Here is a 23259-nt window from a genome sequence, read left to right as displayed (position 1 = left end):
GCCCAGTTCTGTATTTTACAGATACTGCGCCGTCCCGCAGACGGTGCCTTTTTCTTTTTATTTCAGCAGTTCATCGAGAACCGCTTTCGCCATTACAATATCCTTTTTCTGCTCTTCACCGGAAATTTCACGCTCAATAGTGATATCTCCTGCATATCCAATCTCTTTCAGTTTAGCCACAAAAGCGGGGTAATTCACCTTACCCTGTCCCAGAGGCACTTCATCGCCAAGCATGTGACCGTCTGTAGGGTATTTTCCATCCTTGCCGTGGATACCCATGACATATTCACCGAATACCTCCAGCGCGTCCACGGGATTTGCTTTTCCGTACATGACCAGATTGGCAGGATCCAGGTTAATGCCCACATTACCTTTTCCCAGTTCTTTTTCTATATCCTGGATCGCCCTTTTCAGTGTAACCGGCGTCTCCTGTCCTGTCTCAAAGAGGAAATTCTGGCCGTTTTCCTTACACTGCTTTACCAGTTCTTTCAGACAAACAAGAACACCCGCGTAGTTGGGATCATAGGGATTTTCAGGCATATACCCCACATGGGTCGCCACATCTTTTACATGGATCATAGCAGCAAACCTGATACCCTCCTGCAGCATCTTCACACGCTCAAAGCGGAACGCCTCAGGCACAAGTCCCAGGGTAAGCTGTCCGTCATAGAAATCCCATACTCTAGGGCCTTCCCAGCCGCACCAGAATGCTGTGATATCTACTTTATGATGTTCAGCAGCCGCATTCACCTTATCCGCATTCTCCTGATCCATGATCTCTCTATCCCAGCACACCAACTGGCAGCTCTCCATCCCCATGGAACGCAGCTCCGCGAATCTGGCATCTATATCTGTATCACGAAAAAGCTCTATCAAAACTCCTACTCTCATAAAAAATACCTCTCTTTCTTTTAACTTAACCGCAGCTTTTCAGCCTCATCACAGTTACAGGCAAAGTCCTTTTAGCCGTTACGCTTAACCCTTCACTGCTCCCGCTGTAATACCGCCTACGATATGCTTCTGCATGATCACAAAGAAGATCAAACTGGGGATCATGGACATTACGATACCCGGAAGGGCATGTTCCCAGTCTGCCGTCTGTGCAGAGAACTGCATGTAAAGCGCATTCTGGATATTCATAGCCTTTGCATTTCCTCCGACGATGAGCTGGTTGGTAATGATATCATTCCAGGTAGCCAGAGTATCCAAAACTACAACTGTTGTCAGGATCGGTTTCAGCAGCGGCAGTACAATATTAAAGTATGTTCTCACCTTGCCGGCACCGTCGATGCAGGCGCACTCTTCCAATTCAATTGGTACATTTTTTACAAACCCGTGGATCATATATACAGCCAGCGGCATACAGAGACCTGTACTCACCAGTATATAACCTATTTTACTCCCTGTCATTCCCAGATTTGCCACCAGTCTGGTCAATGTGATCATGTAAGACTGGAACGGCACCATCATAGGAATGATGATCAGAACAAAGCATGCGCCTGACAGCCTGCCCTTTGTTCTCGCCAGCTTGTAAGCCGCCATAGGCGCAAGGAGCGCGATAATGAGCACTGTACACACCGTATACAAAAGCGTATTCCCTATCAGCAGCGGGAAATCAAACTTTGTCCAGGTCTCTATATACATATTCAGGCTCCAGCTCTTGGGAAGAGCCAGGAATTCCTGCAGCATATCATTATAAGGCTTAAACGAGTTGATAAATATCAGAAGCAGGGGCATCAGCCAAAACACGGAACATATGAACACTATAATGGAAAGAATGCTGATTTTTCTCACTTTTTTCATTATGCCTCTACCTCCTTACTCTTGGTTACTTTAAGCTGGATCACTGTAACGATCAGCACAAACACCACAAATACAAGGGATTTTGCGGTAGCCATTCCATAACGGTTGTTGACAAACGCTTCTTTATATATATTGTACGCCACAGAAATGGTGGAGTTTGCCGGACCGCCCTTTGTAAATACCATGATGACATCAAATAACTTGAAGGCAAATGTCAGGGATGTGAGCATACAGATAGACACTGCCGGCATGATCAGCGGCACAGTCACTTTTCTAAGCACCTGGAACTTATTGGCGCCGTCTATCTTGGCAGCCTCAATGAGTTCTTTCGGAACCGCTATGATACCCGCAATATAGTTCACCATATAGAATCCCAGATTCTGCCATACCGTCATGATGACCACAACAAAGAATGCCAGTTTCGCTGTGCCAAGCCAGCTCCAGTTAAACATCTCCCATCCCGTCACCTGATACAGAGCCTCAAATCCCGGACCCAGAATAAACTTCCAGATCAGGCTGATGGCAGTCAAACTGATTATGTACGGAATATAATAAAACGCACGTCCCACGCTTGAACTCTTCTTCTCTTTCGCCATTACCAGTGCCACTGTAAGAGACAGGACGTTTACGATCACAACATAGAACACCGAGAACTTCAATGTAAATGCAGTACTCTTCCAAAACAGCGCATCATTGGTAAATATATTTACAAAGTTTTGAAGTCCTACAAACTCCATATCCTTGCTGATCCCATTCCAGTTAAACACAGAATAATACAGGTTCATCAGAAACGGCACATCTGTGGAAAAAAGCACAAATGCCACTGCCGGAAATACAAACAATGCAAAAATCAATAAATCTTTTGTTTTTCCTTTGCTTTTCACTTTCACGCCTCCATTTTCCCCTTCCACAACAGCAGGCCGCAGTGTGCCTCCTGCCCGGAGGTTTTTGTAACACAGGGAAATCCCAAAAGCTCGCCTGTGTTATAAAAAACGGGGCCGTTGCAGCCGCAACAGCCCCGTCCGGTCATCGTTACCCCGCCGCAGTTTCCAACTTTACTGTACAACCCATCCGTTCTGGAACTCTTCCGTCACCTGTTCTGCAGTCATATCACCAGTCATATAAGCCTGCAGTGCCGGTCCTACAATGTCGCCGTAGCCGTTTGGCTCGATGGTATGGATCCATCCGTTTGTTTTGCCCTCTTCCACATATGTGGACGCATCATTGGCAAGCGCGCCTTTTACATCCATATCCGTCTTGACGCCCGGTACAGCTCCAACACCGTCGCACATCCATTTCTGGCCTTCCTCAGATGTAAGGATATATTCCAGATATTCTTTTGCCAGGTCAAGATTTTCAGAGTCTTTATTTACAATATATGTCCAGTTACAGGATGACAGCAGTGTTGCGTCATCTGCATTGTCACTTACCGGGCAGGGAAGGAATGCCAGGTTTGCATCCGGGTTAAAGGAATCCAGTGTAGACTGGCACCAGTCACCCATATGAATGATAGCTGCCTCACCGTTTGCAAGCATATTCTCACTTGTCTCCCAGTCAACTTCAAGTGGTTTGTCCGGTCCGTATTTTACAGCCAGATCCAGAAGGCGGAATACATTCTGGAAATTTTTGAGGTCTTTGAATTTCAGATCTCCGCTGTTGAGTTTTTCCACAACGCCTTTGGCATCCAGAGTTTTGTCCATCATGTAATGTGTGGACAACTGCTGCAGTACCCAAGTCTCCTTGGCTGCCAGAGAAAATGCTGTGATGCCTGCCGCATCCAGTTTCTCGCAGGCTGCTTCCAGTTCATCCATAGTCTTTGGAAGCTCTGTGATACCTGCTTTTTCAAACAAGTCTTTGTTATAGATCAGGCCCATATTTTCATAGGTCCAGGGCAGAGACATGATCTTCCCGTCAGCGTCTTTTCCCGTATCCAAAGCCGGCTCATTGAATTTATCCAGTACCTCTTTCTCGTCTGTCCAATCATAAGCATATTCATAGTATTTCTGAGCAGATGTTCCTGACTCCACGTCAAATACATCCGGGATATCCCCTGAGTTAATACGTGACTGAAGCAGTGTGTTGCTGTCATTGGCAGCATGCTGCACCTCAATCTTAACCCCAGGATGTGACTCCTCAAACTTTTTCGCCATCTCAGCATACTCGTCCAGACCATAAGCATGAGCATCGAAGACCTTCAGGGTAACCTCTTTGCCGCTGTCTGCGCTGTCCTTACCGGAATCGCCCTTGGACTCCTCTGTACTGCCGCCGCCACCGCCGCAGGCTGTAAGACAGGATGCTGCCAAAGCTGCTGTCATCAGAACCGCCAGTGTTTTCTTCATCATAATTTTTTCCTCCTTGAAATTTATATTTGTTTTTATTTCCTGTTCACATATTCCTTTGCCCGTCTCCACTCTTCAATTCCCTGACGAACAGATTTGATACCCTCTTCCAGAGGCGCAACCTCCACTTCTCTGCCGTTTTGGAGGCATTCAATGAAGTATTTGATCTCTGTATAATACGGCCCCAGATTGGAGACGTTGATCCCCGCGGAATCATCCTTCACATCGTATTCCCTTTCAAGCTCCGGATACTCCACCGTGCCGTCATTTTTATAAACAGTCAGCGGTTTTTCATCGCGTCCCCGGAATACGATACTGGCCTCCTCGAAGCATGCGTGGAAGCTGGCCTCAAAGGGAAGCGCTGAACTAATATCCCATATGCCTTCTGTCACTGCGAATACTTTTCCGAATTCGTATGTAGTAAAGATCTGGTTGATCATTCCGCTGGAAAATGCTGTTGCCCTTACATCAAAGGAATCCGGTTCTCCCAGCATATATCTGAGAAAATCCAGATCATGCACATGCAGATCCAGCACTACCGAACCACTCCTGTCCTCCTTATGGAACCAGTCCTCAAATCCCCACGCCGCGTCGCCGCTCACTCTCTGCATGGTAATAGATTTCAGTTCACCATACCGGCCTGTTTCATAGCAGTCCTTCAGATACCGGTATTCATCAAAGGAGCGGACCACCTGCCCAACCATAACCTGTACACGGTTCCTCTCCTTGGCATCCAGAAGCTTCTGCGCCTCCTCCTCGGTCAGACATACCGGTTTTTCTACGAACACATTCATTCCTCTGTCCATAGCCGCCACAGCATGTTCTGTGTGGAGATAACTGGGAAGGCAGATATGCACGCTGTCCAGCGTCTCCGCTTCCAGAAGTTCCATCCCCGTCTTGTACAGCCTGGCATTTGGCCATTGCTCAGCCGCCTTTTCCAGGAACTCGGGCCTGCAGTCAGCCAGCGCCGTTACCTCAACATCCATCTTGGATGACAGTGCTTTCAGCGACAGGTTGTGGGTGGTTCCCATTCCTCCGCATCCTATTAATCCCACTTTCATCTCATCATCCTCTTTTCTTTTTGTTTGTCCAGTGGCCTTACTAATAAATTTTAAAATTAAAAGCCCCGCTGGTTTTTCAGCTATTTTTGGCTTTTTGATAATGTAAAATTTATTTATTTGATAGCTATACAATAGCATCACATGTCATTTATGTCAATATGTTTTTGTATTTTTGTGATATAAGAATGTAATTTACTACATTTTTAACATTTTATAATCACATATTTTGTGCACTTTTAACCTTATTACTATTTATTCCTACCGCATTACAATTTATTTACACTATTTCCAACCGTTTTTGTTTCATCATTTTAAAATTTCTTGCTTTTATCCACCATTTTACACAAATATATGGTTATCACTCTCCATTTTTACATCTTTTCACAAATAATATTGCATAACTCCGGGTTTTATGGTAGCATCTAATTAATAATACCACTTTACAATTAAACCAGCAAAGGAGGTGAACATATGAAACTTCTGACACAACAGGTGATCAAGAACACTAATATGAAGCATCTGTATTCCTCCATATATATTGAGAACGGAATATCACGCACAGAGCTGGCCAGGCGCACCCATCTCAGCAAAACCACGGTATCCACACTGGTTGATGAACTGATCGAAAGGGAATTTATCGCCGATGAAGGGGCCTCCCACTCTGACTGCGTCGGCAGAAAACCCAACTGCCTAAAAGCCCAGACAAATCAGCATTTTGTGATCGTAATTAGCTGGGTGGACAATATCGCCGAAGCTCATGTGGTGGATGTAGCCGGCACTTCAGTCTACAGTACCAGGCTGCAGTTAAAAAAGGGGGAGACTTATATCTCCTTATCCAGGACATGTGTGTACAGGGATATCCTGTCCAAATATGACTCCGAACGGATCCTGGGCATCTGTGTTGTGGTGTCTGCCATGATAGATGCCGCACGGAACGAGATATACTCCACAACCCTGAGCCTCGGTCCCGGCGGGAGCGGCAATCTGATACACGAACTGAACTTTGCCTTTCCGGATTATCCTGTGGCTCTGCTGGAGGATACAGCCTGTTATGCCTACGCAGAGAAGATATATACCCAAGTCAAGGAAAAGAACTTTGCGTTCATCAATTTCGGAAGGGGGATCGGCGCCACTATATTTATAGAAGGCAACATGCTTGGCAAGGCCAGCGGCTCTGTCACCCAGTTTGGTCATTATTCGGTCAATCCAAAAGGTCCTCTCTGCGTATGCGGCAACCACGGCTGTCTGGAGGCCATGTTCTCCGAATCCCAGATAAAAGCCAGACTGGAAGAATCCGGCAAGGAAAGCTGCCTTCTGGGGCGCTCTGCCATCACGTTTGAGGATTTGGGAAAGGCAGCCCTCTACAAAGACCCCGCCGCCATCCACACGCTGCAGAAAATGGCCAGAGATCTGGCCCTGGCGCTCAGCAACCTGATCTGTATCGTGAACCCCGAACTGATCATTCTGGGCGGAAAAGGACAGCACCTGGGTACTTTATTTATAGAAGAGGTGCAGAATTCACTGCGCGATGTGGGTTTCCGCAGGATGGTGGACTTTTCAGGTGTAAGGTATTCACAGCTTCAAAGCGACGCCTACCTAAACGGCGCAATGAAATATTTTTTTGACACCTATTATTCCTTCCTGGAACCCAGGCTGTGTACTTTTTATATTGGATAGTCTGCAATCACAGATCGTCCATTCAAACACATCCCGGAGATACGGAATTTATTTGTACCCCATGCCTTTTTGTGATATGTTTAAGGTAATAAAACTTTACTGTCAGCAGCGCTTCGAGAGACGGCGCTGCAAATCACAGGATTATATCATAATAAAGCAAAGGAAAAGCAATATATTATGAAACTGGTCAATCAACAATTAATCAAAAACACCAATTTAAAACAACTGTACAATTCTATTTACCAGAATCCGGGTACTTCAAGGGCGCAGCTCTCCAAAGATTCCCATCTGAGCAAAACCGCTGTCTCCTCCCTGGTAGATGAATTGATCGCCCGGAAGTTTGTATATGATTCCGGGACAGGCGGAAGTACGACTGTGGGCCGGAAGCCCAACAGCCTGCTTCTCCGCACAGAACAATACTACGTGGCGGTTCTCTGTCTGGAGGAGGACAGGCTGAATGCCGCCCTGGTGGACATTACAGGGACTTCCTCCATCCCTATGCAGATGGAAGTCTCTTCACCTGATGCTTACATTCCTCTGTGCCGGGATTACATAGAACAGACCGTACTCAGACAGATTGAAAAAGAGCAGCTTCTGGGAATCTGTATCGTTGTCCCCGCCATGATAGACCCGGATAAGCGGGAGATATTCGCCACCACTCTGAATCTTCCCGAAAAAGATTTTGTAGGTGAATTGCAGCGGACTTTCTCTGATTTTTCCGTCAACATCCTGAACGATACAGCCTGCTTTGCCTACGCGGAAAAAGTTTATACACAGATCACAGAAAAAGATTTTGCTTTTATCAACTTCGGCAAGGGGATCGGCGCAACTCTCTTTATCCGAAACGAAATGTTGGGGCATGCCTGCGCGTCCTACACCCAGTTTGGCCACTACTCCATTAATCCCAAAGGGAAACTGTGTACCTGCGGGAACAGGGGCTGTCTGGAGCTGATGATCGGGGAGGGGTCTTTAAAGGACAGAATCACCCAGGCAGGAAGCAGTCCTGCATTTAAAAAACCATCTGCTGTCACGTATGCGGATCTGGGGCAGGCCAGCGTATACGGGGATGTGGTCTCCCGCAAAGTGATACGGGAGATTGCCGATGAATTTTCCCTGGCGCTGTGCAACCTGATCTGCATGGTGCATCCAAAACTGATCATTATCGGAGGCAAAGGAAAGGACCTGGGTCCTGTATTTTTACAGGAAATACAGGAATGTCTGCACACCACAGGTTTCCGCCGTATGGTAGATTCCGTCAGCGTGCGCTACAGCCTCTTAGATTCCAGCGCCCTGTACAACGGCGCCATGAAGTATTTTTTTGATATTCATTATAATTTCACGCAGGAGATGGACGGAAGCTTTTTCATCGGATAAAATGCTGATTCGATCCTCAACAGGTCTGCCGTCTTCTGATCATTCAACGGAGGTACAAAATGAAAAAACTCAGAGCTGCAATTATGGGCTGCGGAAGGATTTCCGTATGCTACGAAGACGCTTTTAACCGCCTGTCAGATCAGGTGGAGCTTGTATGCGCCATAGATATTGACCCGGAGAAAGCAAAGACTTTTGCAGAAAAATTCAACTGCCATTACTGCACAGATCTGGAGACTGCACTCCAGTATGATATTGATGTGATACACCTGTGTCTTCCCCATTATCTGCATCCTGTCATGGCGGTGAAAGCCATGGAAGCCGGTCTTCATGTTCTGACAGAAAAGCCGGTGGCCATTTCTCTTCAGGACGCAGACAAGATGATAGAGACACAGCAGCGCACAGGCAGAAAACTGGGCGTTATATTCCAGACCCGATATACGAAAAGTGTGGAAAAGCTCAAAGAGCTTATGGATGCCGGATATTTCGGACGGATCCTCTCCGCTCGTTCCTATCTTACCTGGAACCGCCCCCACACCTACTATGAAGGAAGCGACTGGAAAGGTACCTGGGACAGAGAAGGCGGCGGTGTGCTCATAGACCAGGCCATACACAGCATGGACCGGGTGCGTTATATGCTTGGAAGTGATATTGAATGGATCGAAGGAAGCGTGCATAACCACTGCCACGATACCGTGCGGGTGGAGGACGCCGCGGAAGCAGCCATTCAATTCAAAAACGGCTGCATTTATAATCTGTATGCCTGTAACTCCTACGCCTCAGATGCTCCTATCACCATTGAATTCCAGGGAGAAAAAGGCCGCTGCGGACTGATCCAGGATATGGGATTCTATGAAGCTGACGGATGCTACACGGAAATCAGAAACACCTACGAGACGACCAGCGTCGGACCGGATTACTGGGGAAGCAGCCATCATCTGCAGCTCAGGGATTTTTATGAGTCTATTCTTTGCGACCGCCCGGTGGCTATAGATGCCGCAGAGGGAAGAAAAACTCTTGAAATGGTAAAAGGAATCTATTTGTCTTCCCTGGAACGAAGACGCATTTATCTTCCTTTTGAAGATGTGTGCTATAAAGATTTGAATACGCCGAAATAAACGGATCACCGATCCGCGCACAAACACCGGGGATTTTGCATCCCCGGCGTTTTTATTGCAGGATTTCCTTTACCTTTTCCAGAGTCATACCGCAGATTTTTGCAATGTTTTCCTGCGTCTCACCCTGTATATACAGCTTAAATACCTGACGCGTCTGTCTCTCACCCTCCTCTTTTCCTCTTCTTTCCGCACTGCTTATCTGTGAGTTATAATCTCTCAAAGCCTTATCCCTCGCTTCATATTCCATCCGTTTCTTTTCATCTGCGCTCATGGTTCTCAGGGTGTGATATGCTTCATTGAGATATTCGTTCGCTTTTGCCACGCTTTCAAACTCCTCTCTGCTTTTCCCACTAAAGAACTTCATCCACAAAATGACATCTTCTCCTGTGCGCACTTCTTTTTGCAGTTTTTTAAGCTCCAGGATCTGTATCTCCATCTTATCCGAATATACATTACCCGTTTTATCATCCCGAAAATGAATGGTCCTGTAACACTGGACGTCATCCGGAAAATGCACAAAGTCCAGGATGCTCACATGAATGCACTTCTGAAGCTTTTCATATGGTTCGCCTTTTTTGATCTGACCTGCAAACATCCTCCCCATATAAAAAAGAACACGCTCGTCCCAGCATTCAAAGTATTTGACCTGCATTTCCATATTCATCCTGGTTCCATCTGCAAGTAGTACATGGACATCCAGAATTCCCAGCTTGTCATCCGGCCAGTTCCCGCCAAGTGCTGCCGGAAGCATCATTGTATCCTCAACCTCTTCCGGGCTGACCCCCAGCAGTGCTGCGATAAACCCTTTTCTCACCTTGTCATTCTTCATCAGCTCCGCAAAACAGAAGTCCACAGTGGGCAGCATTATGAAATTATCAGTTTCCATAGATTCTCCTTTCCCGAACAGAATATACCTGATACAGGAAGAAGAATTTCTCTGTGATCTGCCCTCATTATACCATATCTTATCAGGCGGTAAAAGGCGGTAAATCTGTTCTCTCAGTTTTAACTGTTATAACAATTGGAATCGCACGGCGAATTGCCGTTTAGAAAATGAAGAGCGAACGCTCTTTGATATCCTTACCCGGAAGTATAACACAGCCCATTTCATATAGCAATTGGACAATACGCTGAAAATTAAACAATAACAACAGAAGACGGCACAGCTTCAAAGCCGCGCCGCCCTCTTTTAATTTGTCATCGCTCTTTTAGTTTACATAATATATACTGCTGCCTCATAAGGCCGCATGGTCCGTTCCTCCAGCGCTGCATCTTGCTCATAATTATCGATCAGGAGTACCGCCTTTTCAGCATCAAGTCCCTCCGGCATATGGAAAGGAACCTCATCCTCTGTGAAATTCAGGATCACAAACATTTTTTTGCCTTCATAGTTTCTTTCATATATATAAAGGCTCTCATTTTCAGGCTCATACTCCCTGAAATCCCCATAAACGGCAGCCTCATTTGCCTTCCGCATCCGGATCAGCCTCTTCATATAATAAAAGATTGAGTCCGGATCCTCCAGCGCTTCCTTTACATTGATCTCCTTATAATTGGGATTTACTTTAAGCCAGGGAGTTCCTGTGGTAAATCCGGCATTTTCACTGTCATCCCACTGCATAGGGGTTCTCGCATTATCACGGGAGCGAAAACGGATGGCATCCAGCAGGACATCAGGATCCGCGTCACCATGGATGACCCGCTCATTCCAGAGATTTTTCACCTCAATGTCATTATAATCCTCAATAGATGCAAAATGCACATTTGTCATCCCAATCTCTTCCCCCTGGTAGATATACGGGGTCCCCTGCATGGTCAGCAGCATGGTGTACAGCATTTTCTGGCTCTCTTTCCGGTACTGCTTGTCATTGCCCCTTCGGGACACAGTCCTCGGCTGGTCATGATTTGTCCAGTACAGGCTGTTCCAGGCCTTATCCTGGAGTACAGTCTGCCATTTGCTGAAGCATGCCTTTAACTCCGGCAGCGGCACTTTCCGGTAGCTGTACCGCTCAGGTCCGCAGTCCAGTCCGTTCTGTTCAAACTGGAAAACCATATTCAGCTCTGTGCCCTCATTATTGGCATAGCGCAGGGCATGCTCAAGGGGAACATCCGGGGTCTCCCCGACTGTCATGATATCATATTTTGACAGGACCTCCCGGTTCATCTCCTGGAGGAATTCATGGATCCTCGGTCCATCCTGGAAATACTCCGTTCCGGTTATCTCAGCCGGCTTTCCGTCCGGAAGTCCCGGTGTTTTAGAAAACAGACTCACAACATCCATACGGAAGCCGTCACAGCCCATATCCAGCCAGAATTTCATCATATCGTAAATCTCACCGCGCAGTTTGGGATTCTCCCAATTCAGATCCGGCTGTTTTTTTGAAAACAGATGCAGATAATACTGGTCTGTTGTCTCATCATACTCCCATGCAGGTCCATAGAAATAAGAAGTCCAATTATTCGGCTCCTTTCCGTTTTTGCCGTCTCTCCAGATATAATAATCCCTGTACGGATTATCTTTTGATTTTTTCGCTTCGACAAACCACTGATGTTCGTCTGAGGAATGATTTACCACCAGATCCATGACAAGCTTCATACCTCTGTCATGGATTCCGGACAACATCTCCTTAAAGTCCTCCATATTTCCAAACTCATCCATGATATCCCTGTAATCGGAGATATCATATCCATTGTCATCATTGGGCGATTTATAACAGGGTGACATCCAGATAACATCAATACCCAGGTCTTTCAGGTAATCCAGCTTACTGATCACTCCCCGCAGGTCTCCAATGCCGTCCCCATTGGAATCCATAAAACTTCTGGGATATATCTGGTAAACAACCGCCTCTTTCCACCATGCTTTTTTCATGCTGTTCTCCTCTCAGATTTTTTATTCTTTTACAGCGCCATTTGAAATACCGGCAACGATCTGCTTCTGGAACAGAAGAACAATGAGAAGTGTCGGTATGACTACCACCACGGTTGCCGCGGCGATCTGGCTCCAGAACACTGTGAACTGATCCTTCAGATAACTCAGGCGCACAGGCACTGTCTGGATTTTTTCATCAATATTCAAAGTACAGGATAACAGATACTCATTCCATGCTGCAATAAAGCTCATGATGGCTGTTGTAAACACACCCGGTGCAGCAATGGGGAAAATGATCCGCCACAGCATTCCCCATGTGGAACAGCCGTCTATCTTGGCCGCTTCCTCCAGAGCCAGGGGAACCTGGTTAAAATGCGCGACCATGATCCATACAGCACTGGGGAGCGTGATGGTTGAGTATGCCAGGCATACCCAGTATGTATTCAAGATATCCATCTTATAGAACATGTTAAAAATAGGTCCTACCACGATCATCTGCGGGAACATGGCGACTGCCAGGATAAGTCCCATGAGCAGGTTTTTTCCCTTGAATTTAAATCTGGAGATGATGTACGCGGACATAGATGCCACAACCACCACATAGAAAGTGGTTGCCACTGACATAACAAAACTGTTTCCGATCGCCCGGAGCATTCCCTTCTCAACAATAACCGTCCGGTAATTGTCCAGAGTGGGATTCTCCGCTATAATACGATAGCAGTTGGCTCCGAAAATTTCCGATTCCGGCTTAAACGAACTGATCAATATCCAGAAGAAAGGAAATACTGTGATCAGCAGAAAAACTACCACACAAATCCAGCAGATAATATTAAATGTTTTATTCTTACTCATTTTCCTTCCTCCTTTCTAATCATTATTGATCACATCCGCGCCGAGCACCTTCACATAAATCACTGCAATGACCGCAACACAGACAGCCATACCCATTACCACCACCGAACCATACCCGTAATTACTCTGACCAAACATCAGCTTATAAGAGTATACAGAAAGGGATTCTGTGCCGTTACCCGGGCCGCCTCCTGTCAGAATGGCGATCAGGTCATACACACGGAAGGCATCCATAGTACGGAACAGAAGCGCCACCAGAAGACTTGGCTTGATAAGCGGAAGGGTGATCCTGAAAAATGTCTTGAACGGGCCTGCCCCGTCAATAGAAGCACTTTCATATAAGCCTCTGTCAATCACCTGCAGGCCAGCCAGAAGAAGGAGTGCCATATATGGTGCTGTTTTCCACACATCTGAGATAACAACAGATGTCATAGCTCCATTGGCTGTCAAAAGCATTGCAGACTGCTTAGGGATCAGTCCTATCATAGAGAAAATTTTGGAGATAACACCGTAACTTCCATCATACATATAACTCCAGATCATAGCCGACACCGCAGTTGGTATTGCCCACGGTATAAGAGCTATGGTACGGACAACGCCGATACCCCTGATCGCCTTATCCATGATCAGAGCCAGGATCATACCGATGACCAGCTCAATGGCTACGGAAATAACAGTAAACAGCAGGGTATGTCCCAATGCCTTGAAAAATCTGCTGTCGTGGAACAGCTTTGCAAATCCTTTCAATCCTGTAAAGTTGGATTCTACAATACACGTATCCATATCATCCAGGATCTGAGGCATACCATCCCTGTTATACATATCCAGATCCGCGTTCCTGTCATAAATAGCCGTCAGCCTTTCCCTGATGTCATCATTAAATGCTTTTATATCACTGATAGTCTCAGAAGAGACCTTGCTTACACCTTTAGAGTCTTTATACTGCTCATACATTTCATTTACTTCTGTCTGAATGGCCTGAAATTCAGCCACATCATCGCTGCCAAGGCCCTCTGTAGCCATATCCGTATCGATAAACCAACTCACATAATCCAAATCCTGTGCATACAGTTCCCCGTTCAGCTGCTGTGACATATAAAAGCTGTTGTGCTGCTGATCGTTTGTACGGTAATCAAACAGCGTATACATCAGAGATGTCACGATGGGATAAATGGAGAATATCCCTATAAATATAAGCAGCGGAAGAATAAACAGAAACTGCTTAAACGTCATTCTTTTAATCATAATCTTCCCTCTTTCCCAACTGCAAAAAAGAATCCGGCCGTTTTCTTTTCACTGTTATGAACAAAACAAGGGTGCCGTATTAAGCCATAGACATATATGTATATATGCAGTTACGCCTAACACGACACCCCTTCACTCATCTAAAATCCCCACCCCGGGCAAATACCCGGTTCTCTGTTACTGTTCCAGCAGTCCTTCCACTTCTGTTGTGGTTGCATCCAGATCAGATTCTCCTGATAAGAATTTGTGAATGGAAATCTGCAGTGAATCAGATAATTCCTCATATTTGTCAGAGGATGGTCTTGCGATTGTGTTCTCCAGAGCTTTCATGAATCCCTCTTTGCTGAGAAGCTGGTTTGCTGCCTTTACATCAGCATCCTCCAGTGCTTCGTTAAATCCGGGAACATATCCGCCCTTACTGCAGAAAATCCTCTGTCCTTCCATGGATGTGAAGTAATCCAGGAATGCCCATGCACCTTCTTTATGTTCGCTCTTGGCATTCATAGCCAGCAGCCAGCCGCCGATGCAGGAACCGCCCGGGATCGGAGCGATATCTGTCTGGTCCTGTGTTACCGCTGCGCCTTCTGCTCCCACCAGGCCCCATACGTATGGCCAGTTACGTGAAAATACAGTTTCGCCGTTTACATAACTATTAGCTGCTTCAGATTCCTGATAAACCAGAATATCATCCGGTGTTGCGTCAGAATCAACGATCTTCTTCATAACTTCCAGCCCGCCTTTTACATCCGTAAAGTTGGCTGTATATTCATTTGCATTGCAGACAAGGCCTTCATACTGGTTTGCCTGGAATGTAAATCCTGTCTTGGTACCACCCTGTCCCTTATATGTTTCAGCCATGGCAAGCAGGTCATCCCATGTGAAATCTCCGCTTCGTAATTTGGCTGCGTCCTCCTCAGAAACAATATCACTTCTGAAATAGATAACTCCAAAGTCAGGATACAGCGGCAGCGCATATGTCTTGGCATTATATGTACCGGCCTGGATGGAACCTTTGTTGTAATCTGCCGGGCTTCTCTTTGCATCCTTCATGTAGCTGTCCAGGGGTTCGATATAACCTGCTGCAGCCATGTCACCTGCCCAAACAGTATCAATAGATACCAGGTCATATTCAGAACTTCCCGCTGAGAACGCTGTATTTAACTGGCTTCTTGTCTGGTCCGTATCATTGGATGCTGTCACCCATTTTACTTTATATTTATCCTGGGATTTTTCAAAGCCATCGATCACTGCCTCCACAGCGCCGTTTCCGTCATCAGAACGGAACAGGGTAATCTCTTCACGGTCACCATCCGCTGTTGACTCCTTTGTCTCACTGTCTGCGGTGCTGCCGGAGTCATCCGCTTCGTCCGCATCGTCCTTGGTATCCGCAGCTTCCTGCTTATCTTCCCCGCCTGCCTCTGTGGAGGTCTCCTTGTCACTTCCACTGCCGCATGCCGCCAGACCGAACACCATAGCTGTACTCAGCATTACTGCTACAATTTTTCTTTTCATTCTTTTTTCCTCCTTTTGTTGGTGTTTTACGATACTTACATAAAATGTCACATCTTGACTGTTGGTGTTGTATAACACCTCTATTGATATAATCAACATTAGCACAATACCCATAATCTGTAAATAGGTTTTATGTAAAACCATCACGATATATAATTTAAATAGTATTTAATTATACATTTTGCACATAATCACTCTTTGTACAGTCATCAAAATATACATTCCCCTTTTCTCTTTATCTGACAAATGGATGAACTTTCTGACAACCTCTTGCATTTTCCCTTGTTTCTGCTATTCTATAATATAGGTAAATTACGATACGTCACTTATGTCATATCCTGACAGAAACTTTTATACAACTGACGGCATAAGCCGTCCGCATTTGGGGGTAACCGGATGATTACAATAAAAGAAATAGCCAATATGATGAATGTCAGCCCCACCACGGTTGCCAACGTGATCCACGGCCGCACCAGCAAGGTGTCAAAAGAAAACGTGGAACGGATTCAGCAGGCCCTCAAGGACCACAATTATGTTCCCAAGATGGGACTTGAAGCTCTGACAAAAGGCAAAACCCGGCTGATCATTGTGGTGATCCACACAACAAAACGCTACACCCAGACAACCGTAGGCGACCCTTTCTACAGCCAGACCATAGGTGTCCTGGAGGAAGAGATACGCAGGGCCGGCTACTATATGATGCTCTATATAGACCGTAATCTTGACAATATCTTCAAGACGGCGCTTTCCTGGAATGTGGCAGGGATCATTGCCGTCACACTGTCCAAGACCAACTACGAAAAGCTCTGCTCTTTAGTGGATTGCCCGGTAGTGGGGATCGACACTTTTATGGAAGATACTGCTCCTCTGCCGGACAAGGGATATCACGTAACCCTGGATGACATCGGCGCAGGCAGGCAGATGACAAGCTATCTCATCAACGCGGGATTTTCCAATATCATGGTTATCTCCGATGCCAAGATAGGCTCCTCCGCGCTGAGAGCAGCCGGTGCAAAAACCGCGCTCAAAGAACACGGCATAAGCACAGAGAAACAGTGGCACATGGTCCTTGACACGCAGAAAAGGCGGAGAGACAGCCAGTACAATTCTCTTCTGGCACTGGCCGGCAGGAAATATGTGCTGTTCTGCACCGCAGATCAGCTCGCCTTTGAAGTGATCGGTTATCTGAATGAACACGGATGCCATGTGCCCAGTGACATTTCTGTGTGCGGGTTTGATGACAATCCCTATGCAGAGTTCTGCATCCCCAAACTGACAACCATGCATCAGGACATTGCCAGAAAGGGAGAATTAGCCTCAGAAATCCTGTTCCGGCTCCTGTCCGGAGAGAAAGTGGAGGAGAAAGCAATCCGCCTTCCGGTGGAGCTGGTCGTGAGAAAAAGTGTCCTTCCGCCGGATTGACAAATTTTTAACCATTACGAATGCGGTAAATCCAGGTATTTTCCTGTTTTACCGCATTTTTTATGCGTTTTTATCCTTCCTACACTTTGTAGGAAAACCCATAGAAATTCCCCCTTTTTTGCGGCTTGTACTTTCTGCACATTTTGGTACAATAGAGTTATAAATTTGTACAGGAGGTTTTGCAAATATGATAATTATTGGGGAAAAAATCAACGGCTCCATACCGGCAGTTGCAAAAGCCATCGCTGAGAGGGATGCGGAGTTCATCAAAGAGCGCGCCAGAAAGCAGGCCGCTGCCAATGCCACCTACATAGACTGCTGTGCTTCTGTTCCGGAAGAAGTTGAAGTTGAAACTTTAAAATGGATGATCGAATGTATCCAGGAAGTTACGGATCTTCCGATTTCCGTAGACAGCCCCAGCACCGATGTTTTAAAGGAAGCTTATAAGTTTTGTAATAAGCCCGGACTTTTCAACTCTGTATCAGGAGAAGGAAATAAGATCGACACCATTTTCCCGATCATGGCAATGGAGGAGAACAAAGGCTGGGAAGTTATCGCACTTCTGAGCGATGACACAGGAATTCCGAAGTCTGCTGCTGACCGTCTCCGCGTATTTGACAACATCATGGCCAAAGCAGAAGAGTATCACATCAGCCCCAGCCGTATCCACATTGATCCGCTGGTAGAAATGCTGTGTACCTCTGAAGACGGAATCGCCATGAACATTGAAGTTATTGAGACTGTGAGAAAGAGATATCCTAACATCCACATTACTGCTGCTATCAGCAATATCTCCTTTAATCTTCCTGTCCGCAAGCTGATCAATTACGGCTTCATGATCCTGGCTATGAACGCAGGACTTGACAGTGCTATTATGGACCCCACCAACCGCGATATGCTGGGACTTGTATACGCAACAGAAGCGCTGATGGGTGAAGATGATTTCTGTATGGAATACATTGGGGCTTACCGTGAAGGACTGATCGGACCTGCTCCTAAGAATTAAACATTTATGTGTACGTGTTGAGGAATGGAATCACAAAAAGAAAATAAAAACTATAAAATATATTTTTTAAGAAATGGGAGGAATTTATTATGAGTAAGATTCAGGCTGTTGCAGATGCTGTTGCTGCTGGAAAAGCAAAACTGGTTGGCGGATTGGTACAGGAAGCACTGGATGACGGATGCCAGGCTGTAGACGTATTGAACGCAATGATCGATGCTATGGGCGTTGTAGGTGAGCGTTTCAAAAACAACGAAATCTTCGTTCCTGAAATGTTAGTTGCTGCACGTGCTATGAAAAAAGGTGTTGAGGTTCTGAAACCGCATCTGGCAAGCGGAAGCGCCGGCGTATGCGGCAAGATGGTAATCGGAACTGTTGCCGGTGACCTTCATGATATCGGCAAGAACCTTGTTGCTATGATGATCGAGAGTGCCGGATTTGAAGTTATCGACTTAGGCGTTGATGTACCTACAGAGAAATTTGTTGAGACCATCAAAGCTAATCCGGATGTTAAGATCGTTGGATGCTCTGCTCTTCTGACCACAACTATGCCTGCATTAAAAGCCACTGTAGAGGCTTTAAATGCTCAGGATTTCCGCGGCAATATCAAAGTTATGGTTGGCGGCGCTCCTATTACTCAGGAATTCGCTGATGAAATCGGTGCTGATGCTTATACCGCTGACGCTGCTTCCGCAGCTCAGAAGGCTAAAGAGCTTGTAGCATAACTAATTTAAGCTTAAATCCATATCTGTCATGCATACCCTATAAAGAGGGAGGAGGCGCCGAAAGGTGCCTCTTCTCTCTTTTTGCTATATTCTTGTCACAATGACATATTTACGCGCTGCCATCTGTCCACTATAATAGAAACAGAGCTATACACTGTGAAACGGTACGAGAACGGTACTTAACGGTCACTATTTTTATTTCTATTTTGAAGGAGAACAACGAATGGCTATCAAGAAAGACACTACCGGAAAATTATTTACCCTGCTCACCAAAAACAGTATGTACCAGATGAAAGTGGATGATCTGGGATTTCTGGTACACACATGGTTTGGAAAAAGGACACAGGTATTTGATTACTCCTATCTGAATGCAGGACGAGACCGGGGATTTTCCGGCAATCCTTACGCGGCAGGCGATAATCGTGCCTATTCCCTTGACACCCTTCCCCAGGAGTTTCCCACATACGGAAACGGTGACTACAGGGAGAGTGCTGTACGGATCCGTTACGCATCCGGTGCTTCCTCCTGTGAGTTCCGATACGAATCCGCTCAGATCATGGAAGGAAAATATTCCCTGCCGGGTCTGCCCGCATTCTACGCACTGGACGAAGACACTGCGGACACCCTGGTCATCACACTGAAAGACAGCACAGAGAAGATTTTTGTTCATCTCTATTACGGAGTTCTGGAAGAAAAGGACATTATTACCAGAAGCGTAACTGTGGAAAATAAAGGAGAGTCCCCTGTTTATCTGGAGCGCATCATGAGCACATGTACAGATTTCCAGTATGGCAGCTTTGACTTTATCAGCTTTTACGGACGTCATGCTATGGAGCGTCTGCTTTCCCGCTCGCAGGTACACCACGGCATTCAGTCTGTGGGCAGCACCAGAGGAGCTTCCAGCCACCACTACAACCCCTTTGTGATCCTGGCAGCCCCAGACACCACAGAGACCAACGGAGACTGTTACGGTTTTTCCTTCCTGTACAGCGGTGATTTCCTGGCTGAGGCAGAAAAAGACCAGAGCGGACAGACCAGATTTCTCATGGGTATCCATCCGGATAACTTCTGCTGTAAACTGGAAAACGGCGAAGCTTTCCACGCACCGGAAGCCGCCATGGTCTACAGCGCAGACGGTCTGGAAGCCATCAGCCACCGTTTCCACCGGGCAATCCGCAATAACCTCTGTAGAGGCGAGTACAAAAAGGCCCGCCGCCCTGTTCTCATCAACAACTGGGAAGGCACCTACTTTGATTTCACAGGGGACAAGCTGGTGGAAATGGCGGAACAAGCCAAAGAGATGGGTGTGGAGCTGTTTGTCATGGACGACGGATGGTTCGGCAAACGTGACAGCGACACCTCCGGCCTTGGTGACTGGATCGTAAATGAAAAGAAACTGGGCTGCACCTTAAAGGACCTTTCCCACCGCATCCATGCCCTTGGACTCAAATTCGGCATTTGGTTCGAGCCTGAATGTATCTCTGAGGACAGTGATCTATACCGGGCACATCCCGACTGGGCATTCAAAGTGCCTGAGAAAGATCCTGTGAGGAGCCGCTACCAGCTCGTACTGGACTTCTCCCGCAGGGAAGTGCGCGATCACATCTTCAACATGATGTGTGATGTCCTTGACAACGCTGAGGTGGATTATCTGAAGTGGGATTTTAACCGCAGTATCGGGGATATCTTCAGCACTGCCCTTCCGGCGGACCGGCAGGGTGAGACAGCACACAGATACGTCCTTGGGCTTTATGAATTCCTGGAGAACCTAAACCAGCGCTATCCCCATATGCTCATTGAGGGATGCAGCGGCGGCGGCGGAAGATTTGACGCAGGCATGTTGTACTATACCCCTCAGATCTGGACCAGCGACGACACCGATGCCATCGAGCGTCTGAAGATACAGTACGGCACCTCCTTCGCCTATCCTGTAAGTACCATGGGTGCCCATGTATCCGCTTCCCCTAACCACCAGACCGGCAGGGCTGCCTCTCTGGCAACGAGAGCCACTGTGGCTATGGCAGGCACTTTTGGCTACGAACTGGACCCGGCAAAGCTGACTGACTGTGAAAAAGAAGAGGTCAGGGAACAGATCCGGTCATTCAAAGAATATTATTCCCTGATCCAGGACGGCACCTATTACCGTCTGGCCAGTCCTTATGAAAATGAGGAGTACACCGTATGGGAATTTGTAAATGAGAATATGAGTGAGGCACTGCTTGGAGTCGTCTCCACAAAGCTCACTGCAAATAACCTTTTTACCTGTATCCGCCTGCGTGGACTGGATCCTGACGCCATGTACCGCATAGGTGATGAGAGCTATTTAGGAGCCGCTCTCATGGATGCGGGGCTTCCCATGCCTGTACCTGAGACGGAATACCAGAGCTGGAACCTGCATCTGGTAAAAGAATCCTAATTATTACCCATAAAATTTTTCATAACTTGACCGCGGCAGTTTACTGTCGCGGTCTTTTCTGTTATACTTACTCTATAGCAAAATTGGGGGAATGAAAATTGAAAACACATGAAGTAACTTTTATCCGTGAAGGTAAAAGCATCCTGGCAGAAGAAGGCACTACTGTGCTGCAGGCGCAGCGTCAGGCCGGCCTGGATCCGGATGCCCCCTGCGGCGGGCAGGGCACCTGCGGAAAATGCATGGTACACGTGACAAGCGGTCCCGTGACCGGCATTCTGAAAGCCTGTCAGACCAAGATCACCGGGGATATGACAGTTGACACCCTTGTGAGAGAAAAAGAACACGCTATACTGGCTGAAGGCTTCTCCCGTCCGGTACCACTCCACCCTCTGCTCCGTTTCGGCAGGACACATATCCGCAAGGTAAAACCCGGGGATAATCTGTCCGACTGGGACCGCCTGAAACTGGCACTGGAGGAATCCTTTGGAGAGAGCATGGAACATCTCAGACCGGATCTGGAAACAGCCTCCGGACTGTACGAAATGCTCAAGGAGACTGATACCTGGTATGCGGCAGTTTCCGGGGACACTCTTCTGGATCTGCAGAAAGAACCTATCAAAGGATATCTGGCCGCATTTGATATCGGAACCACCACGGTGGTGGGATATCTGATGGACGCGCGCACAGGCAGGGTTCTGGCTGTTGAGAGCAGCATGAATCCCCAGGCCCAGTATGGTGCCGATGTGATCATGCGCGCCAACTACGCACTTGAAAACGGAACTGAAAATTTAAGCTCTTGTATCCGCCAGACTGTCCAGACCATTCTGGATACACTGGCCGAAAAGTCAGGCATCAGCACAGGCTGTATTTACCAGACCTGTATTGTAGGCAACACCTGTATGCATCATCTGTTTCTGGGCATCTCCCCGGGAGCGCTGGTACATGCCCCCTACAATCCGGCCATCAGTCAGCTTCTATTTTTGAAAGCCTCTGAATATGACCTTCATATCCATCCCAAAGGGCAGCTCATCCTGCTTCCTGACGTGGCAGGCTTCGTAGGCGCTGATACTATGGGCTGTCTGCTCTGCATCCGCCCGGATCAGCAGGAGGAGATATCTCTGATGATCGATATCGGAACCAACGGCGAGATGGTTCTCGGCAATAAAGACCGTCTGGCCGCCTGTTCCACAGCCGCAGGCCCCGCCTTTGAGGGTGCCAAGATCGAATGCGGCATGAGAGGCGCGTCCGGCGCAGTTGACCACGTGGAATACCGTGAAGGTACTTGGAACTATACGACCGTGGGCAGCAAAAAAGCCATCGGTATCTGCGGTTCCGGGCTGATCGACCTGATCGCCTGCCTGAGAAAAGCAGGTATCATAGATGAGTCAGGAAAGCTTCTGACAGAGGACGGCACTGCATCCTTTACCCTGGTTGCTGCAGAAGAAAGTGGAAACGGCAGCCCTGTTTACCTCAGTCAAAAGGATGTGCGGGAGGTACAGCTTGCCAAAGCTGCCATTGCCGCCGGCATTCAGCTTCTCCAGAAAGAACTGGGCATAACAACTGACCAGATCGCGCATGTATATATTGCCGGTGCCTTTGGGAATTATATGAATCCCAAGAGCGCATGTGATATCGGACTCATACCCATATGCCTGAAGGAAAGGATCGTGCCTGTGGGCAACGCCGCCGGTGAAGGTTCCAAAATAGCACTCATCAACAGGGAGGAACTGTTCTATTCTGATATCCTGGCAAAGGAGATATCATTTGTAGAACTGGCCGCTTCACCTGAATTTCAGGACTGCTTTGTGGATGAGCTGGAGTTTCCTGAACTACTATAGAATGA

General features: G+C 47.1%; 18 protein-coding genes. 8 read left to right on the top strand and 10 right to left on the bottom strand.

From position 1 onward, the window contains the following. Positions 1-57 precede the first annotated feature (57 nt). The 5 genes from BLCOC_RS00440 to BLCOC_RS00420 form a co-directional block, all read right to left on the bottom strand. A complete protein-coding gene (locus tag BLCOC_RS00440; protein WP_115624017.1) occupies positions 58-891 on the bottom strand; it encodes a sugar phosphate isomerase/epimerase family protein in 834 nt (277 codons plus the stop codon). 84 nt (positions 892-975) lie between these two features. Further along, positions 976-1803, bottom strand: coding sequence for a carbohydrate ABC transporter permease (locus BLCOC_RS00435; protein ID WP_029470953.1), 828 nt, complete (start codon positions 1801-1803; stop codon positions 976-978). Further along, complete coding sequence (locus tag BLCOC_RS00430; RefSeq protein WP_029470954.1) at positions 1803-2687, bottom strand: carbohydrate ABC transporter permease; 885 nt, start codon at positions 2685-2687, stop codon at positions 1803-1805. The genes BLCOC_RS00435 and BLCOC_RS00430 overlap by 1 nt, the downstream gene beginning before the upstream one ends. 171 nt (positions 2688-2858) lie before the next feature. After that, positions 2859-4145: an ABC transporter substrate-binding protein gene (locus BLCOC_RS00425; RefSeq protein WP_174717634.1), complete on the bottom strand. Its 1287-nt coding sequence runs from the start codon at positions 4143-4145 to the stop codon at positions 2859-2861. Positions 4146-4177: 32 nt separating this feature from the next. Next, complete coding sequence (locus tag BLCOC_RS00420) at positions 4178-5203, bottom strand: Gfo/Idh/MocA family protein (protein WP_115625510.1); 1026 nt, start codon at positions 5201-5203, stop codon at positions 4178-4180. 471 nt (positions 5204-5674) lie between these two features. Here BLCOC_RS00420 and BLCOC_RS00415 point away from each other — a divergent pair, with 471 nt between their 5' ends. The 3 genes from BLCOC_RS00415 (at position 5675) to BLCOC_RS00405 (ending at position 9369) form a co-directional block, all read left to right on the top strand. Beyond that, complete coding sequence (locus BLCOC_RS00415) at positions 5675-6880, top strand: ROK family transcriptional regulator (protein WP_018597182.1); 1206 nt, start codon at positions 5675-5677, stop codon at positions 6878-6880. A 177-nt stretch (positions 6881-7057) separates the two neighbouring features. Beyond that, positions 7058-8254: an ROK family transcriptional regulator gene (locus tag BLCOC_RS00410; RefSeq protein WP_018597183.1), complete on the top strand. Its 1197-nt coding sequence runs from the start codon at positions 7058-7060 to the stop codon at positions 8252-8254. A 59-nt stretch (positions 8255-8313) separates the two neighbouring features. Beyond that, the gene (locus BLCOC_RS00405) at positions 8314-9369 is read left to right on the top strand and encodes a Gfo/Idh/MocA family protein (RefSeq protein ID WP_115624015.1); all 1056 of its coding nucleotides are present in this window, start codon (positions 8314-8316) and stop codon (positions 9367-9369) included. A 52-nt stretch (positions 9370-9421) separates the two neighbouring features. Here BLCOC_RS00405 and BLCOC_RS00400 read toward each other — a convergent pair whose 3' ends face one another. The 5 genes from BLCOC_RS00400 to BLCOC_RS00380 form a co-directional block, all read right to left on the bottom strand. Continuing rightward, on the bottom strand, positions 9422-10255 hold the full coding sequence (locus BLCOC_RS00400; RefSeq protein ID WP_115624014.1) for an Rpn family recombination-promoting nuclease/putative transposase: 834 nt from the start codon (positions 10253-10255) through the stop codon (positions 9422-9424). A gap of 327 nt (positions 10256-10582) precedes the next feature. Then, positions 10583-12241, bottom strand: a complete 1659-nt coding sequence (locus BLCOC_RS00395) for a glycoside hydrolase family 13 protein (RefSeq protein ID WP_115624013.1) — start codon at positions 12239-12241, stop codon at positions 10583-10585. Positions 12242-12262: 21 nt separating this feature from the next. After that, positions 12263-13093, bottom strand: a complete 831-nt coding sequence (locus BLCOC_RS00390; protein ID WP_018597188.1) for a carbohydrate ABC transporter permease — start codon at positions 13091-13093, stop codon at positions 12263-12265. A 15-nt stretch (positions 13094-13108) separates the two neighbouring features. Continuing rightward, positions 13109-14338 carry a carbohydrate ABC transporter permease gene (locus tag BLCOC_RS00385; RefSeq protein WP_018597189.1) on the bottom strand — a complete coding sequence of 410 codons (1230 nt, stop codon included), beginning with the start codon at positions 14336-14338 and terminating at the stop codon, positions 13109-13111. Positions 14339-14515: 177 nt separating this feature from the next. Then, the gene (locus tag BLCOC_RS00380; protein ID WP_029470961.1) at positions 14516-15850 is read right to left on the bottom strand and encodes an extracellular solute-binding protein; all 1335 of its coding nucleotides are present in this window, start codon (positions 15848-15850) and stop codon (positions 14516-14518) included. Positions 15851-16246: 396 nt separating this feature from the next. Between BLCOC_RS00380 and BLCOC_RS00375 the strand changes: the two genes are divergently transcribed. The 5 genes from BLCOC_RS00375 to BLCOC_RS00355 all read left to right on the top strand — a co-directional run bounded on the left by BLCOC_RS00375 (position 16247) and on the right by BLCOC_RS00355 (position 23254). Further along, positions 16247-17272, top strand: coding sequence for a LacI family DNA-binding transcriptional regulator (locus BLCOC_RS00375; protein WP_029470962.1), 1026 nt, complete (start codon positions 16247-16249; stop codon positions 17270-17272). Between the two features lie 187 nt (positions 17273-17459). Continuing rightward, a complete protein-coding gene (locus BLCOC_RS00370; RefSeq protein ID WP_018597192.1) occupies positions 17460-18278 on the top strand; it encodes a methyltetrahydrofolate cobalamin methyltransferase in 819 nt (272 codons plus the stop codon). A gap of 89 nt (positions 18279-18367) precedes the next feature. Continuing rightward, positions 18368-19000 carry a corrinoid protein gene (locus BLCOC_RS00365; RefSeq protein WP_018597193.1) on the top strand — a complete coding sequence of 211 codons (633 nt, stop codon included), beginning with the start codon at positions 18368-18370 and terminating at the stop codon, positions 18998-19000. Positions 19001-19223: 223 nt separating this feature from the next. Continuing rightward, entirely contained in the window at positions 19224-21416 is a 2193-nt protein-coding gene (locus BLCOC_RS00360) for an alpha-galactosidase (protein WP_115624012.1), read from the top strand. A 98-nt stretch (positions 21417-21514) separates the two neighbouring features. Next, on the top strand, positions 21515-23254 hold the full coding sequence (locus tag BLCOC_RS00355; RefSeq protein WP_115624011.1) for an ASKHA domain-containing protein: 1740 nt from the start codon (positions 21515-21517) through the stop codon (positions 23252-23254). Positions 23255-23259: the final 5 nt, after the last annotated feature.

The organism is Blautia coccoides (assembly GCF_034355335.1).
GTDB classification, from domain to species: Bacteria; Bacillota; Clostridia; order Lachnospirales; family Lachnospiraceae; genus Blautia; species Blautia producta.
The sequence above is the reverse complement of the archived record's forward strand: the minus strand, read 5'-3'. Positions and strand labels throughout refer to the sequence as shown.

Bases quoted from the DNA above. Each gene is read 5' to 3' on its own strand.
- BLCOC_RS00440 (WP_115624017.1), bottom strand. From the start codon at position 891: ATGAGAGTAGGAGTTTTGATAGAGCTTTTTCGTGATACAGATATAGAT.
- BLCOC_RS00435 (WP_029470953.1), bottom strand. From the start codon at position 1,803: ATGAAAAAAGTGAGAAAAATCAGCATTCTTTCCATTATAGTGTTCATA.
- BLCOC_RS00425 (WP_174717634.1), bottom strand. From the start codon at position 4,145: ATGATGAAGAAAACACTGGCGGTTCTGATGACAGCAGCTTTGGCAGCA.
- BLCOC_RS00420 (WP_115625510.1), bottom strand. From the start codon at position 5,203: ATGAAAGTGGGATTAATAGGATGCGGAGGAATGGGAACCACCCACAAC.
- BLCOC_RS00415 (WP_018597182.1), top strand. From the start codon at position 5,675: ATGAAACTTCTGACACAACAGGTGATCAAGAACACTAATATGAAGCAT.
- BLCOC_RS00410 (WP_018597183.1), top strand. From the start codon at position 7,058: ATGAAACTGGTCAATCAACAATTAATCAAAAACACCAATTTAAAACAA.
- BLCOC_RS00405 (WP_115624015.1), top strand. From the start codon at position 8,314: ATGAAAAAACTCAGAGCTGCAATTATGGGCTGCGGAAGGATTTCCGTA.
- BLCOC_RS00400 (WP_115624014.1), bottom strand. From the start codon at position 10,255: ATGGAAACTGATAATTTCATAATGCTGCCCACTGTGGACTTCTGTTTT.
- BLCOC_RS00395 (WP_115624013.1), bottom strand. From the start codon at position 12,241: ATGAAAAAAGCATGGTGGAAAGAGGCGGTTGTTTACCAGATATATCCC.
- BLCOC_RS00390 (WP_018597188.1), bottom strand. From the start codon at position 13,093: ATGAGTAAGAATAAAACATTTAATATTATCTGCTGGATTTGTGTGGTA.
- BLCOC_RS00385 (WP_018597189.1), bottom strand. From the start codon at position 14,338: ATGATTAAAAGAATGACGTTTAAGCAGTTTCTGTTTATTCTTCCGCTG.
- BLCOC_RS00380 (WP_029470961.1), bottom strand. From the start codon at position 15,850: ATGAAAAGAAAAATTGTAGCAGTAATGCTGAGTACAGCTATGGTGTTC.
- BLCOC_RS00375 (WP_029470962.1), top strand. From the start codon at position 16,247: ATGATTACAATAAAAGAAATAGCCAATATGATGAATGTCAGCCCCACC.
- BLCOC_RS00370 (WP_018597192.1), top strand. From the start codon at position 17,460: ATGATAATTATTGGGGAAAAAATCAACGGCTCCATACCGGCAGTTGCA.
- BLCOC_RS00365 (WP_018597193.1), top strand. From the start codon at position 18,368: ATGAGTAAGATTCAGGCTGTTGCAGATGCTGTTGCTGCTGGAAAAGCA.
- BLCOC_RS00360 (WP_115624012.1), top strand. From the start codon at position 19,224: ATGGCTATCAAGAAAGACACTACCGGAAAATTATTTACCCTGCTCACC.